A 13,615-nucleotide genomic window follows, 5' to 3' on the forward strand; every position below is an offset into this window, starting at 1 on the left:
TCAGGTCCGTCAGACAAACACAGACCTCCGGGACATCTTCTTCCTGTTCTGTTCCTGCTATGAAACTATAAAACGTTTCTTCCGTACATTGCGTCCTGTTCTTTTCTCAGCTGGTAGATCAGGGTAGACTTATCTAATTCCACATCATCGTATGTTAAGAGTTCACCCTTCTTCACATCTCTCTTCATCACTGCCTTGTTTGTTACAAGTCCGAACGGTACGTATCCCTTCGCATCAGATTCTTTTGCTTCTGCGATAGATCCATGTGTTGTGAATCCTCCGATTCCATCGATGGTCTGGCCTGCTTTCAGGTCGATCTTCGCTCTTGTAATACACTCTGATACTAATCCGTCGATCGGTACACAGGTAACCTCTCCGTCGATGACTGCTTTCGCTACCGTAAGCGGTGTCTCTAAGTTACATAAGTGGTATGGACGGTATAAGGTCCAAAGCGGTCCAGGTCCCATGCTGTGGTATGCCATCTGGTATGCGATCTCTTCGTTCGGTGTGGATACCGTTACGAATACTCCAGGAGCAACTCCGTTTACATACTCTACAACTCCATGTTTGTTTAAGATTCCGCCGTCTTTCTTAAGCTTCAGGATATCATTCAGCTCTTTGATTCCTTCTGTTCCCGGTGAAGTCTGTGGTCCGTGTCCTCCGATCACATCAGGAACTAATCCTGTGTAGTTGGACATGGCTGTCATCTCTACCATCGTCTTTGTTCCGTCTTTGAATGCACAGAGCATCTTTGGACTCATGACTCTTCTGGTTGCTTCTTCTAATACAGTATCCGGATTGCAGTCATAGTCCAGTTTGTTGTTCTTTCCTTTACCCATGACTTCTACGTTCATTCCCATGGCTTTTGCAAAGCTGTAAAGTTCCATAACAGCTCCCGGCTCATCTCCAGCGGATCCTGTGTAGATGACACCTTCTTTTGCTGCCAGTTTCTTTAAATATGGCCCGATAACAACGTCAGTCTCAACGTTTAACATAACCACATGTTTTTTGTTCTTCATTGCATCAGTTGCGACTTTTGCTCCTACATCCGGCACACCGGTTGCATCGATCGCACACTCTACCAGGTTTGCCTGAGATACGAAGTTTGCGTCCTCACAAGCAACATATTTTCCTGCTTCCATTGCTGCGTTGGCATCTGCAAGAGTTTTTGCAATCGCAATGTCGTCTTCTTTTACACCGGCATATTTGAATGCATTGACTGCATTTTCAACTTTGATATCAGATACGATAGCCGGCATCATACCGTTCATCAATACCATCTGGGTTACCATTCCGCGTCCCATCTGGCCGGCTCCTACGATACCGGTTTTAATGATCTGTCCGTCTTCCTGTCTCTTGATCAGTTTTTTGTCCATGTTTAACATAACATCAATCTCCTTAAATTCTATGTATGATTGTTAGATTGTTACCTGATTTCAATCGTGCCGCCGGCTTTCAAGTCCTCCGGCAGCAATGCACTGCCTTCCAGCATAATGCATCCCGGGCGCTCCGGCTCGGTTCCGCCCTTAAAGCTTAATGTACAATGTCCAAGTTCCTTTAAGGTATGCGGTGCTTCACTTCCTACGGCGCTGATTGTAAACTCTTTGCCGCAGATCGTCATGGTGTCTCCTGCCGCAGGTTCTTCTGTCAGCTCAGCTTTTGTATGTAAGACTGACAGTTCAGCAAGCTCCGGCGGTGCATCTTCATTGAATATAATGATAAAGTTCATATCGGCATCTGAGAGGAACGCTAATGCGTCCGGTCCTAAGCCTGTGATGGTTGACTGATATTTCATAGGTTCGTCTTTACCCTCCATTTTTGCTTCTATACTTCTTAGTACATTCCAATACTGAATGCGAATGCAATCAAGACTGCCAAAGGTCCGGTTACGATTCTTGAGAATAATACGGCCGGAACACCCATCTCAATGGTCTCTGGCTCTGATTCTCCAAGACTCAGTCCAACTGGTACGAAGTCGGCACCAACCTGTGCATCGATAGCAAACAGTGCAGGCAGTGCATACTGCGGCGGAATGTTTCCAAGGGCAAACTGTGCTCCCAAAAGAGTTCCGACTACCTGTGCGATAACGGCTCCAGGTCCAAGGATCGGGGATAAGAACGGCAGGGCACACACGAAGGAGATACCGAGCATTCCGGGTAAGGTACTGCACAGTGGGGAAATCGTCTTTGCGATGACATTTCCTAATCCGCTGGCACTGATGATACCTAAAAGGGTACTCGTAAATGCCATGAACGGCAGCACGTTTTTAATGATCATCTCGATGGTCTCACGGCCGGCCTGGAAAAACTTGCTGACGACGTTTCCAACGCCTTTTCCGATCTTAACGATGATTCCTTCTTTTTTGCCGCTGTTTGCAGCTGCGATTTCTTCTTTCGCCTGGTCTTTGCTTTTCGGTTCATCTGCTGCAGCCGGTTTGGTCGAAGCTGCATCTCCTTTATAATCAGATTCAAAGATATTTTTTTCTGTCACTGCGGATACATAGATCTCCGGAGTGATAAACTGTGCGAGCGGTCCTGCCTGCCCTACCGGCATCAGATTGACGGTAAAGATTCCTTTCTTCGGGTAAACGCCGCATCTTGCGGTTCCTCCGCAGTCCACTACGGCGACCAGCACTTCCTCGTCCGGCGCTGTTGTCTTAAATCCGTCTAACGCTTCTCCGCCGGTCATATCTGCGATCTTCTGAGCCACCGGGTGAATTCCTCCGCCGGTTACACTTAAGATCTTGTGGCATTTTACCGTTGCGGTGATTGTTAATGGTCCGCCCCATCCGCCGTCTCCGGCCTTAATCGTAATTGTTTTATACATACTGGATCCCCCTTTCTGTTACTTGCTTGCTTTTCCGGTCATTCTGAAGTAGATCTGCTCTGTCAGCAGTCCACGGATCAGGATAACGATTACACCGACGATAAAGTATCTCACCGCAAGTCCTCCGATAGACAGGCCAAGCTTCGTGATACCGGCTGAGATACCGGTGTATACGAACAGTTCACCGGGGTTCGCATGTGGGAAAAGTCCGGTAACAGGATGTACAAAACTTACACAGGAGTCATAATAAGCAGGTTTGTATTTTTCTTCTACGAAACGTCCGAAGGTATAGCACATCGGGTTTCCTAAGAACAGCACCGCGATGATCGGGAGCAGCGTATAGCGGAGTACTGCAAATCTGGTCAGCTTCTGCGCGAAGCGTTCCACCCTCTCTTCTCCGATCAGCTTGATCACTGAGTTAACAGCTGTCATCAGGCAGACAACCAATGGAATGATTCCGGTAACCCATCCCATAAATGTGGTGCCGCCCTCCTGGAATAGCTTAATAAATCCGTTGGCAGCGTTAGATATAATTTCCATATCTTTTCCTCCTTCTTACTAAAAGTTGATTTGATCTATATATAGAAGAAACTAGCAGATGAATTTTGAAGAAAAGGAAAACCGATTATTGTTTCCGGGCCCTTAGAAACTTGCATAAGTTTTACTCTCTTCAGCCGTTCTATATATCTTGTTTCAGATTACAAGGTATTTCCCTGAAATCTCATATCCAAAGCTTCTAAAGCTCTGATATATCCTTTGTAATATTTCCGTCTCTTTTTCTCAAAGTTTCTGACTTCGTCAAGGTACTCATAAATACTCGTTCCGACGAGTTCCTTTCCCAGAAACTCAGAGATTGGTTTGAACTTTGTCAGGAAGCTTAATCCTTCCATGATCTCCCCGCCGGTGATCACTCCGTTCTGGTCACAGGCGATCATCACAATGTTTCCTGAAAGCAGCCTCCCTTTCTTCTGGCCGATTCCGACATTCCCAAGCTTATGTACCCTCCTTACCGCTCTGCGGTAATCCTTCACCTGAAAATATCCCCCGACAGCCTGAACAACAAACAATACGAAAATCACTAATAAAAAAACCGAAATACCATTCATACAGTTTGGCTCCTTTCATTTAACGTTCCGTGGTGTATTCTTCATCTTTTGTTTTGTCTCATCCTCTCCAGTTACATATGTGCTTATTAATTACTTTTGTTAACTTCATTATAATCACTTTACATATGTTCGTCAATACTAAAATATATTTTTTCACAAAAACCTTGAAAACCCTGAATAAATGGCTTATAATCCTCTTATCATATAGTTACATATGTGCCTTAATAAATTCATGATCGAGAGGTTACCCTATGAAGAAGAAAGAAAATCCAGATAATATGCTGGACAAGATCGTTCTGGTTGCAACTCTGTATTATAAGAACAAGCTGTCCCAGCAGGAAATTGCAAAAAAATTAAGTATCTCAAGGCCCTGGGTCTCCAAGCTTTTGTCCAGGGCAGAAGACCTTGGCATCGTAAAGATAGAAATCAATTCCCCTGTAACCGGAAACAGCCAGCTTGAGGAAGCACTAAAAGAAAAATACGGCTTAAGTTATGCAGGCGTCATCAGCACAAAAGATCAAAACAGAGATTATGTAGCACAGGCTGCCGCGGATTACTTCATCTCACAGCTGAAGCCAAAGGACATTGTTGGTGTGGGCTGGGGAAATGCCGTGTCCCGTTTTATTAAAGAACTGCATCCCATCAGCTTTCCGGATGTACAGACTGTCCCTCTGGCCGGAAGCTTCGGTGAATCCTTCGAGGCGCTTCCCACCTATAACACTCTCCAGCTGGCAAATACCATCGGCGGAACCGCAAAAATGCTTCACATTCCTGCCTTTTGTTCTTCCAAAGAAGAATATGAAACCCTGATCTCCAATGAACACACACGGCAGATCCTTAATTTGGGTGAACATGCGGATATTCTCCTCATGGGTCTGGGAAGTTTTGAATCAACGATTCTCACCTGCTACAACATTTTGAATGATCAGGAGATCGCGGAACTGAAAGCTGCACACGCCATCGGTGATGTGGCCCTTCAGTTCCTCACCAGAGAAGGTGAAACTGTAGAAACTGAGGCAACAAAACATCTAATCAAAGCAGATATCTTTAAGGCTGCCAAAAATGCACGGGTTTCCATCGGTGTAGCCGACGGACTCCACAAAGTACAGATCATTGATGTAGCCTTGAATTTAAAGCTCGTCAATTCGTTTTTTACAGACGAAGAGACGGCTTTGGCGCTGGTTTAAGCACAAAAGGAGCCTTACAGCAAGGCTCCTTTTTAATTTTGTACTGATTATAAAACGTTTCTTCCGTACATAGCGTCCTGCTCTTTTCTCAGCTGGTAGATCAGAGTAGACTTATCTAATTCCACATCATCGTATGTCAAGAGTTCACCCTTCTTCACGTCTCTCTTCATCACTGCCTTGTTTGTTACAAGTCCGAACGGTACATATCCCTTCGCATCAGATTCTTTTGCTTCCGCGATAGATCCGTGTGTTGTGAATCCTCCGATTCCGTCGATGGTCTGGCCTGCTTTCAGGTCGATCTTCGCTCTTGTAATACACTCAGATACTAATCCGTCGATCGGTACACAGGTCACTTCTCCGTCGATGACTGCTTTTGCTACCGTAAGCGGTGTCTCCAAGTTACATAAGTGGTATGGACGGTATAAGGTCCAAAGCGGTCCAGGTCCCATGCTGTGGTATGCCATCTGGTATGCGATCTCTTCGTTCGGTGTGGATACGGTTACGAATACTCCAGGAGCAACTCCGTTTACATACTCTACAACACCATGTTTGTTTAAGATTCCGCCGTCTTTCTTAAGCTTCAGGATATCATTTAATTCTTTGATTCCTTCGGTTCCCGGTGAAGTCTGTGGTCCGTGTCCTCCGATCACATCCGGTACTAATCCTGTGTAGTTAGACATGGCTGTCATCTCTACCATCGTCTTTGTTCCGTCTTTGAATGCGCAGAGCATCTTTGGACTCATGACTCTTCTGGTTGCTTCTTCTAATACAGTATCCGGGTTGCAGTCATAGTCCAGTTTGTTGTTCTTTCCTTTACCCATGACTTCGACGTTCATTCCCATAGCTTTTGCAAAGCTGTAAAGTTCCATAACAGCTCCGGGCTCATCTCCTGCGGATCCTGTATAGATGACACCTTCTTTTGCTGCCAGTTTCTTTAAGTATGGCCCGATTACGACATCAGTCTCAACGTTCAGCATAACCACATGCTTTTTGTTCTTCATGGCGTCAGTAGCGACTTTTGCTCCTACATCCGGCACACCGGTTGCGTCGATGGCACACTCTACCAGGTTTGCCTGAGATACGAAGTTTGCATCTTCACAGGCAACATATTTTCCTGCTTCCATTGCTGCGTTGGCATCTGCGAGAGTTTTTGCAATCGCTATGTCGTCTTCTTTTACACCCGCATATTTGAATGCATTGACTGCATTTTCAACTTTGATATCAGATACGATAGCCGGCATCATGCCATTCATCAATACCATCTGGGTTACCATTCCGCGCCCCATCTGGCCGGCTCCTACGATACCGGTTTTAATGATCTGTCCGTCTTCTTGTCTCTTAATCAGTTTTTTGTCCATATTTAACATAACAACTATCTCCTTTTTTAATTAACAGATTTCAATTGTTCCGCCGGCCTGAAGGTCTGCCTCTGTAAGTTTATTTCCTTCCAGCATGATGCATCCCGGGCGTTCCGCCTCACTGCCCCCTTTAAAACTCAGAGTACAGTGTCCTAACTCTGCCAAAGTGTGAGGAGCTTCACTGCCCACGGCGCTGATCTTAAACTCTTTGCCGCAAATCGTCATAGTGTCTCCGACTTCCGGCACAGCCCTTAATTCAGCCTTCGTATGAAGGACAGAAAGTTCTGCCAGTTCAGGCGGTGCATCTTCGTTAAAAATGATAATAAAGTTCATATCTTCATCGGCCAGGAACGCCAGAGCATCCGGTCCCAGACCTGTGATGGTTGACTGGTATTTCATATGTTTCTTTTTACCTCCGTTTTTAGTACATTCCGATACTGAAGGCGAATGCGATCAATACGGCTAAAGGTCCGGTTACGATTCTTGAGAATAATACGGCCGGAACACCCATTTCGATGGTCTCTGGCTCTGATTCTCCAAGGCTTAATCCTACCGGTACGAAGTCGGCACCAACCTGTGCATCGATAGCAAACAGTGCTGGCAGTGCATACTGCGGCGGGATGTTTCCAAGGGCAAACTGTGCTCCCAAAAGAGTTCCGACTACCTGTGCGATAACGGCTCCAGGTCCAAGGATCGGAGACAAGAACGGCAGGGCACACACAAAGGAGATACCAAGCATTCCCGGCAAGGTACTACATAATGGAGAGATCGTCTTTGCGATGATATTTCCTAATCCGCTGGCACTGATGATACCCAAAAGGGTACTCGTAAATGCCATGAACGGCAGCACGTTTTTGATGATCATCTCGATGGTCTCACGGCCGGCCTGGAAGAACTTGCTGACAACGTTTCCAACGCCTTTTCCGATCTTAACGATGATTCCTTCTTTTTTGCCGCTGTTTGCAGCTGCAATCTCTTCTTTCGCCTGGTCTTTGGATTTTGGTCCGTCCTCTGCGGCTGCCGGTTTGGCTGTTTCCGTTACACCTTTATAGTCAGATTCCACGATACATTTTTCTGTCACTGCGGACACGTAAATCTCCGGAGTGATAAACTGTGCGAGCGGTCCTGCCTGCCCTACTGGCATCAGATTGACGGTAAAGATCCCTTTCTTCGGGTAAACGCCGCATCTTGCGGTTCCCCCGCAGTCCACTACGGCGACCAGCACTTCCTCGTCCGGCGCTGTTGTCTTAAATCCGTCTAACGCTTCTCCGCCAGTCATATCTGCGATCTTCTGAGCTACCGGGTGGATTCCTCCGCCGGTTACACTTAAGATCTTGTGGCATTTTTCTGTTGCAGTGATTGTCAGGGGTCCTCCCCAACCGCCGTCTCCGGCTTTGATCGTAATTGTCTTATACATACTCTTTCCTCCTCCCACAGATTATTTGTTTGTTTTTCCTGTCATTCTTAAGTAGATCTGCTCTGTCAGCAGTCCACGGATCAGAATAACGATCACACCGACGATAAAGTATCTCACGGCAAGTCCTCCGATGGACAGGCCAAGCTTCGTGATACCGGCTGAGATACCGGTGTATACAAACAGTTCGCCGGGGTTTGCATGTGGGAAAAGTCCGGTAACAGGATGTACAAAACTTACACAGGAGTCATAATAAGCAGGTTTGTATTTCTCGTCTACGAAACGTCCGAAGGTATAGCACATCGGGTTTCCTAAGAACAGCACCGCGATGATCGGAAGCAGTGTATAGCGAAGTACTGCAAATCTGGTCAGCTTCTGTGCGAAGCGTTCCACCCTCTCTTCTCCGATCAGCTTGATCACTGAGTTAACGGCTGTCATCAGGCAGACAACCAGTGGGATGATTCCGGTAACCCATCCCATAAATGTGGTACCGCCCTCCTGGAATAACTTTATAAATCCATTGGCAGCGTTAGATATGATTTCCATATTTTCTCCTCCTTCTTAATTGAAATATATCAATTTATCCTATATATATAAAATATTTACAGACAAAATTCCCAAAAAAGAAAAACCAATCTAAAACATGCTTTTGGGCCCTCAAAACAAGTTCAGTCAGTCTTCTTTTTGCAGTCTTGTCAGTCTATATATATATTCCAAAGCAATGCTAAAGGGTCGTCCCCTGAAGCCTCATATCCAAAGCTTCCAGCGCCCGGATATATCCTTTGTAATATTTTCTTTTTTTCTTATCCATTCCCCGGAATACATCCAGGTGTTCATAAATACTCGTTCCCACCATCTCCTTGTCAAGAATCTTGGTGATCGGTTTAAACTTGGTAAGGAAACTCAGTCCCTCCATGATTTCCCCTCCGGTGATGATACCGCTGCTGTCACACGCGATCATCACAATATTTCCCGAAAGAAATCTTCCCTTCTTCTGGCCGATCCCGACGTTTCCAAGCTGATGAACTCTCCTCACCGCTCTGCGGTAATCCTTAACCTGAAAGTATCCCCCTACAGCCTGCACAACAAACAATACAAAGATAACTAATAAAAATACCGAAATTCCCTGCATCTTTAAATGTACCCCTTTCTCATAACAGCTTTTCAGCGCACTCGTTATTTGTGATCAGCATATTGACATACCCTCCGCGGATGGCTCCCTTCACGGCTTCCGCCCGGTTGGCGCCGCCTGCAATGGCAATACGGTTTCTGATCTTTTTAATCATCGGGAATGTCATTCCCGCAACTCTCTCGTTAAACTGCTGAAACGGTTCCGCATTTCCTTCTTTGTCAAAGAACTGAAGGGCAATGTCCCCTGCAACTCCCTGCTCGACATACTGGTCCATCTCCTCCTTGGTCAAGTAACCCGCCTGGATCAGGGTGGAGCCTCCGCTTTGAGGAATTCCCACTCCCATGACGATGGTGTCCAGCTTCTTAAAATCTTCAAAAATATAGTTCACAGACTTTTCTTTTAAAAAGTATTCCATGACCTTCCGTTCAGAAAAAACCGCCGGTGAAAGAAACTGGGTGTAAGTCCCGCCAAATTTCTTTGCAAATTCCTTTGCGATCTGATTGGCCTGCACATCTACTTTTGAAACAGTTCCCTGGCTGACTCCGCCGAGGATCGGGACGAACATATAGTGATTCTCCTTAGAAAATGCACGGTTGGTGCGGGCTACGTTGTGCAGGGTGAATCCCATGGAAACCCCTATGTAATCCCCGTCCTTAAAATACTGTGAAAGAAACAGTGCCGCCTTCTCATACAGCCTGGATATGGAATCTGTCTTTGTGTCCAGCGGGCTGCTCTCTACTACGACAACTTCCTTTAAACCATATTTTCGTTCCAGTGCTTTTTCCAGCTTGCCATACGAAAACTGTACCGGATTGATGACTTCGACTCTTACGATACCGCTTTCCTTGCCTTTCTGAAGCATTCTTGAAACCGTTGCTCTGGAAATCCCAAGGTAATCGCTGATATCCTGCTGCTTCATATCATCTTCATAATATAAGCTGCAGCATTTGTAAATCAATCTCCAATCATCCACTATCTTTTTCATATGTTTTCTCCTGTTTGTATGAATGCCCATCCCATGATGCCATAAATTGTATTAATTATCATGCAATAACTCTATCAAAATCTTAAATCTTTATCAATGCAATTTCGTTGAACAAATGTCGAAGTAGACTTTTTTGAAACATAAACTTTTACATTTGTTCTAAAAATTCGTTAAAAAAATGACAGATATAATTGTACAGTATTTTATACAAATAAATCAAGTGATTGTATACAGCCACTGGTAACTATGTTAATTTTTTAACCTTTTTTCGTGCTTTTTTTGTTTAATTCTTCTGACTTTTTCACTCGCCAAGTCTGGAAACTTCTCTGTTTAGAAAATACTTCCATTTATACAAACAAAAAAACCGGTGAGCAAGTACCGGTTTTTTTCATCATTGATTCGTATGTTCAATCACAGATGTCTTTATATTAATATCTCAGGATATTTTTTTGTAACAATTTTAAATGCTTCATCCGCCACGTCAAAAGTATACTGCAAATCCTCGTCCGTCATAACCGTATTGGTAAACATATTATGAAAATGAGAGATATAGACACCCCTTCTCACCATCTCTCCAACCCAAACCTGATGTGGGATCAGGGACTCGTCGGGGTCCTTCAAAATGATCTTAAACAGAGACGGAAGCCCGGTAGTACTTAATTTTACTCCATTTGCGTCCGCGGTCTGCTTAAGGCCCCTCGTCAGCTTTTCTCCTGTCTTCTGCATGATCCCGACAGCGTTGATCTCCTTCATCTTCGTGATTGCTGCAACAGAGGCGGCGAGCGGAACTGCGGACAGCCAGTAGCTTCCCGTATAGTTCATGTCTTCCACTGCCTCTCTCATCTCTTTTCGTCCGACCAGTGCCGCCATGTTCCAGCCGTTGGCAATGGCTTTTCCCAGTGTCAGCAGATCCGCTTTGATTCCAAAATAATGATCGGACCCTGCAAGGTCCATGCGGAATCCTGCCCGCACATCGTCAATGATCAGCACGATTCCTTTCTCATCACAGAGTTTTCTTACTTTCGGCCAATAGTCCTCGTCCGGCAGTACATTGTCATAATGTGAAATATGATCATAAGGCATAGAAAGGATTCCTGCGATCTCTCCCGGATGATCGTCCACCATCTTTTTGATAGCCTCAAAGTCATTAAAAGGTACATATAGATTATTGCAGATCTCTTCATCCAGCACCCCTGGTGTCCCTGCTTTCTGACACCACTGATACACGCCGTGATATCCGTGTTCCATCATAATAATCTTTTTGCGTCCGGTGGCATGGCGGGCCGTCATGACAGCCAGGGTCGTCACATCTCCCCCGTTCTTTGCGAAAAAAGCCCAGTCCGCACAGTTAATCGTCTCCACCAGTTTTTCTGCACACTCGATCATAACCGGGGAGACAACCGTGGTACAGTTTCCTTTTTCCCTCTGTCTCATCGCCGCAGCATCCACATCCGGATCCTGATATCCCAGGGCATTCGGTCCGTAAGCACATGCATAGTCAATAAAACGGTTCCCGTCCACATCCCAGATATAAGTTCCCTCTGCCCGCTCTGAAAACAGAGGGTAACATCCCATGGGATTCAGCCTTGCCCTGCCGACACCCAAGTGTCCGTACAGTCCGCAGGGCACAACCTCATTAGCCCGGTCATATAACTCAAAACTTTTGTCATAGCTGTATGCTTTCATACTCAGAACCCCCTTCTACCTCAATCCGTTTGCATGTTCGTATGCCAGATTCAAAATTTTATCAAATGCATCATTTAATGTAGACAGACCCATCAGTTTCAGCTGTTTATGGACTGTCGCCGAATAAGTACTCAGTTTTTTATCTAAAAGTTTTAAGGCGGAATCAATGTTACCATATTCATAGACAGCCCTCGGATGGTCCGAAGAATCCACAAACTGCAGTTGATGATCTTTGATCAGAATATTCATTGTGATTCCGTCGGTTATCCTGACAATGATTTTTCCGTCCAGCAGCCGGTCAGCCAGCTTCTTTCCCTCCTCATCTTCATTTGCCAGCTGTACGGCCAGCCTGATCCTGTCTATAAACTTCTGTTCTTTCTCTGTCATAACGCTTCCTTCCTTTCTGAGCCAAAATGCTCCAGCGTGATTTGAACAGTTTCTTTCACTATTTTGGCTGATATTGCCATTTATTTTCGGTCATGCTATACTGGATATAATGAAATTTTAAGCCGTCAAGGAGGTTTCCCATGTCAAAAGAGCGGAAAAAGCAAATAGAGTCAAATATCCTGGAATATCTGGGTTCCCATGAAAAATTACTGACCCGAGACGCCATTGAATTATTTCATCTTTCCGAATCAACCATCCGCCGAATTTTCACCAGGCTGGAAGAACAGAAGAAAGTCGTGCGGACATACGGAGGTATTATCCTGGCCAAACCGGACAACTACTATCACTACGATATTATTAAGCGAAAGATGAAAAAAGAAAAAGAGATGATCGGGAGTTATGCTGCCGGCTTAATTCAGGATTCTGATTTTATTTATATTGACTGTGGTACGACGACTGCTTATATGGCTCAGTCCCTTGTGACACGCTTCCAGAACGGCACTCTTTCAAACAGCTTAAATATCGTCACGAACTCTCTCATCAATCTGGAAATCCTAAACCCTTACTGCAATGTCATCCTCGTAGGCGGTATGCTGTTCGATGAGAGAAAGAGCATGGCCGGCACCCTGGGTGTCAGTTTCCTTTCCCAGTTCCATTTTTCCAAAGCTTTTCTCGGAGCAGACGGCATGACCTTTGAACATGGATTCTCCAGTGATAATATTAATACGTCCAGATTATCAAGGACAGCTCTGACCCTGTCACAGGAATCCTACGTACTCCTGGATTCCTCCAAAATCGATCATCCTTCTTATGTAAATTATGCCGAACTGGATGAGGCGACGGCCATCATCACAGATCCAAACATTCCGGAAAACCAAATAGAACAGTTTAAGGACTATAAAATTAAGCTGCATATTGCAAACGGCTGAGGGAAGAACCCTTCCCTCCAACCGCCTTCTCCGTCAGATCCTAAGACCATTTCGTACTTTTGCTCTGGACCGTCTGCTGCAAATAAATCTCAACCCCATCCGCTTTCAGTTCATCCAGCATTTTGATTTCATTCTCTGTCACCGTGATAGGCCCTTCCAGTACTTTCGCATCTTTCCGGACTCCCGTCCCTCCGATCTGGAGTTCTGCAAAATCAATACCCGCCTTATAGCAGTCATAAGCAGTCTGAATACTTTTAAAAATCAGCATAACACTTTCCGTTCCGAACCGGTCATTCTTATAAGCTGCAATTCCCTCTTCTTGGGTATAAACCGAAAATTCAATGCCCGGCGGCACTGCCAGCGAAAGAATATCTCTCATCATCTCATTTTCCGCCGTAGCTGTATCGATCACCACAATCTTTCCCGCATTACACTTCCCAATCCACCCGCTGGCCACCTGACCGTGGATCAGACGGTTATCAATTCTAACCAAAGCAAGTTTCCCCATATAAAAACCACCTTTCCATTCTTTCATACTTTTCACCTAAGAAAAATCAATATAATTGTTTCAATGACAACCTCCTCCGGCAGACCTTATGTCCATT

At 45.2% G+C, this 13,615-nt stretch carries 16 protein-coding genes; 2 read left to right on the forward strand and 14 right to left on the reverse strand.

Going from position 1 to position 13,615, the window contains the following annotated elements; genetic code table 11:
* Positions 1–65: 65 nt before the first annotated feature.
* The 5 genes from ANCC_RS16420 to ANCC_RS16440 all read right to left on the reverse strand — a co-directional run bounded on the left by ANCC_RS16420 (position 66) and on the right by ANCC_RS16440 (position 3,932).
* Positions 66–1,385: an NAD(P)H-dependent oxidoreductase gene (locus tag ANCC_RS16420; RefSeq protein WP_006568342.1), complete on the reverse strand. Its 1,320-nt coding sequence runs from the start codon at positions 1,383–1,385 to the stop codon at positions 66–68.
* Between the two features lie 41 nt (positions 1,386–1,426).
* On the reverse strand, positions 1,427–1,795 hold the full coding sequence (locus ANCC_RS16425) for a PTS glucitol/sorbitol transporter subunit IIA (protein ID WP_009290054.1): 369 nt from the start codon (positions 1,793–1,795) through the stop codon (positions 1,427–1,429).
* Positions 1,796–1,833: 38 nt separating this feature from the next.
* Positions 1,834–2,826 (reverse strand): PTS glucitol/sorbitol transporter subunit IIB, encoded by a 993-nt coding sequence (srlE, locus tag ANCC_RS17520; protein WP_006568346.1) that lies wholly within the window; start codon positions 2,824–2,826, stop codon positions 1,834–1,836.
* 18 nt (positions 2,827–2,844) lie between these two features.
* A complete protein-coding gene (gene srlA / locus ANCC_RS17525) occupies positions 2,845–3,366 on the reverse strand; it encodes a PTS glucitol/sorbitol transporter subunit IIC (RefSeq protein WP_006568345.1) in 522 nt (173 codons plus the stop codon).
* 158 nt (positions 3,367–3,524) lie between these two features.
* Positions 3,525–3,932, reverse strand: a complete 408-nt coding sequence (locus ANCC_RS16440) for a transcriptional regulator GutM (RefSeq protein ID WP_006568344.1) — start codon at positions 3,930–3,932, stop codon at positions 3,525–3,527.
* A 251-nt stretch (positions 3,933–4,183) separates the two neighbouring features.
* On the opposite strand from ANCC_RS16440, the gene ANCC_RS16445 reads away from it, so the two are divergent.
* The gene (locus ANCC_RS16445; protein WP_006568343.1) at positions 4,184–5,119 is read left to right on the forward strand and encodes a sugar-binding transcriptional regulator; all 936 of its coding nucleotides are present in this window, start codon (positions 4,184–4,186) and stop codon (positions 5,117–5,119) included.
* A 47-nt stretch (positions 5,120–5,166) separates the two neighbouring features.
* On the opposite strand, the gene ANCC_RS16450 is transcribed toward ANCC_RS16445, so the two are convergent.
* The 8 genes from ANCC_RS16450 to ANCC_RS16485 form a co-directional block, all read right to left on the reverse strand.
* On the reverse strand, positions 5,167–6,486 hold the full coding sequence (locus ANCC_RS16450) for an NAD(P)H-dependent oxidoreductase (protein WP_006568342.1): 1,320 nt from the start codon (positions 6,484–6,486) through the stop codon (positions 5,167–5,169).
* A 21-nt stretch (positions 6,487–6,507) separates the two neighbouring features.
* Positions 6,508–6,876, reverse strand: a complete 369-nt coding sequence (locus ANCC_RS16455) for a PTS glucitol/sorbitol transporter subunit IIA (protein WP_006568341.1) — start codon at positions 6,874–6,876, stop codon at positions 6,508–6,510.
* A gap of 22 nt (positions 6,877–6,898) precedes the next feature.
* The gene (srlE, locus tag ANCC_RS17530) at positions 6,899–7,894 is read right to left on the reverse strand and encodes a PTS glucitol/sorbitol transporter subunit IIB (RefSeq protein WP_006568340.1); all 996 of its coding nucleotides are present in this window, start codon (positions 7,892–7,894) and stop codon (positions 6,899–6,901) included.
* Positions 7,895–7,915: 21 nt separating this feature from the next.
* Entirely contained in the window at positions 7,916–8,437 is a 522-nt protein-coding gene (gene srlA / locus ANCC_RS17535) for a PTS glucitol/sorbitol transporter subunit IIC (protein WP_006568339.1), read from the reverse strand.
* 178 nt (positions 8,438–8,615) lie between these two features.
* Positions 8,616–9,023 carry a transcriptional regulator GutM gene (locus tag ANCC_RS16470; RefSeq protein WP_006568338.1) on the reverse strand — a complete coding sequence of 136 codons (408 nt, stop codon included), beginning with the start codon at positions 9,021–9,023 and terminating at the stop codon, positions 8,616–8,618.
* Between the two features lie 19 nt (positions 9,024–9,042).
* Positions 9,043–10,008, reverse strand: a complete 966-nt coding sequence (locus ANCC_RS16475) for a sugar-binding transcriptional regulator (RefSeq protein ID WP_009290061.1) — start codon at positions 10,006–10,008, stop codon at positions 9,043–9,045.
* A 423-nt stretch (positions 10,009–10,431) separates the two neighbouring features.
* A complete protein-coding gene (locus ANCC_RS16480) occupies positions 10,432–11,694 on the reverse strand; it encodes an aminotransferase class III-fold pyridoxal phosphate-dependent enzyme (protein ID WP_006568336.1) in 1,263 nt (420 codons plus the stop codon).
* A gap of 15 nt (positions 11,695–11,709) precedes the next feature.
* Positions 11,710–12,081 (reverse strand): hypothetical protein, encoded by a 372-nt coding sequence (locus tag ANCC_RS16485; protein ID WP_006568335.1) that lies wholly within the window; start codon positions 12,079–12,081, stop codon positions 11,710–11,712.
* Between the two features lie 140 nt (positions 12,082–12,221).
* Here ANCC_RS16485 and ANCC_RS16490 point away from each other — a divergent pair, with 140 nt between their 5' ends.
* On the forward strand, positions 12,222–13,010 hold the full coding sequence (locus ANCC_RS16490; RefSeq protein WP_006568334.1) for a DeoR/GlpR family DNA-binding transcription regulator: 789 nt from the start codon (positions 12,222–12,224) through the stop codon (positions 13,008–13,010).
* 40 nt (positions 13,011–13,050) lie between these two features.
* Here the strand turns inward: ANCC_RS16490 and ANCC_RS16495 are convergent, their stop codons facing one another.
* Complete coding sequence (locus tag ANCC_RS16495; protein ID WP_006568333.1) at positions 13,051–13,545, reverse strand: PTS sugar transporter subunit IIB; 495 nt, start codon at positions 13,543–13,545, stop codon at positions 13,051–13,053.
* Positions 13,546–13,615 lie beyond the last annotated feature (70 nt).

This window comes from Anaerostipes caccae L1-92 (genome assembly GCF_014467075.1).
In the GTDB taxonomy this organism is placed as follows: Bacteria; Bacillota; Clostridia; order Lachnospirales; family Lachnospiraceae; genus Anaerostipes; species Anaerostipes caccae.

What these genes read in the sequence shown, in the direction of transcription:
- ANCC_RS16475 (WP_009290061.1), bottom strand. Translation starts at nt 10,008, where the DNA reads ATGAAAAAGATAGTGGATGATTGGAGATTGATTTACAAATGCTGCAGC.
- srlA (WP_006568345.1), bottom strand. Translation starts at nt 3,366, where the DNA reads ATGGAAATTATATCTAACGCTGCCAACGGATTTATTAAGCTATTCCAG.
- ANCC_RS16450 (WP_006568342.1), bottom strand. Translation starts at nt 6,486, where the DNA reads ATGTTAAATATGGACAAAAAACTGATTAAGAGACAAGAAGACGGACAG.
- ANCC_RS16480 (WP_006568336.1), bottom strand. Translation starts at nt 11,694, where the DNA reads ATGAAAGCATACAGCTATGACAAAAGTTTTGAGTTATATGACCGGGCT.
- ANCC_RS16440 (WP_006568344.1), bottom strand. Translation starts at nt 3,932, where the DNA reads ATGAATGGTATTTCGGTTTTTTTATTAGTGATTTTCGTATTGTTTGTT.
- srlA (WP_006568339.1), bottom strand. Translation starts at nt 8,437, where the DNA reads ATGGAAATCATATCTAACGCTGCCAATGGATTTATAAAGTTATTCCAG.
- ANCC_RS16490 (WP_006568334.1), top strand. Translation starts at nt 12,222, where the DNA reads ATGTCAAAAGAGCGGAAAAAGCAAATAGAGTCAAATATCCTGGAATAT.
- srlE (WP_006568340.1), bottom strand. Translation starts at nt 7,894, where the DNA reads ATGTATAAGACAATTACGATCAAAGCCGGAGACGGCGGTTGGGGAGGA.
- ANCC_RS16445 (WP_006568343.1), top strand. Translation starts at nt 4,184, where the DNA reads ATGAAGAAGAAAGAAAATCCAGATAATATGCTGGACAAGATCGTTCTG.
- ANCC_RS16425 (WP_009290054.1), bottom strand. Translation starts at nt 1,795, where the DNA reads ATGAAATATCAGTCAACCATCACAGGCTTAGGACCGGACGCATTAGCG.
- ANCC_RS16470 (WP_006568338.1), bottom strand. Translation starts at nt 9,023, where the DNA reads ATGCAGGGAATTTCGGTATTTTTATTAGTTATCTTTGTATTGTTTGTT.
- srlE (WP_006568346.1), bottom strand. Translation starts at nt 2,826, where the DNA reads ATGTATAAAACAATTACGATTAAGGCCGGAGACGGCGGATGGGGCGGA.
- ANCC_RS16420 (WP_006568342.1), bottom strand. Translation starts at nt 1,385, where the DNA reads ATGTTAAACATGGACAAAAAACTGATCAAGAGACAGGAAGACGGACAG.
- ANCC_RS16455 (WP_006568341.1), bottom strand. Translation starts at nt 6,876, where the DNA reads ATGAAATACCAGTCAACCATCACAGGTCTGGGACCGGATGCTCTGGCG.
- ANCC_RS16495 (WP_006568333.1), bottom strand. Translation starts at nt 13,545, where the DNA reads ATGAAAGAATGGAAAGGTGGTTTTTATATGGGGAAACTTGCTTTGGTT.
- ANCC_RS16485 (WP_006568335.1), bottom strand. Translation starts at nt 12,081, where the DNA reads ATGACAGAGAAAGAACAGAAGTTTATAGACAGGATCAGGCTGGCCGTA.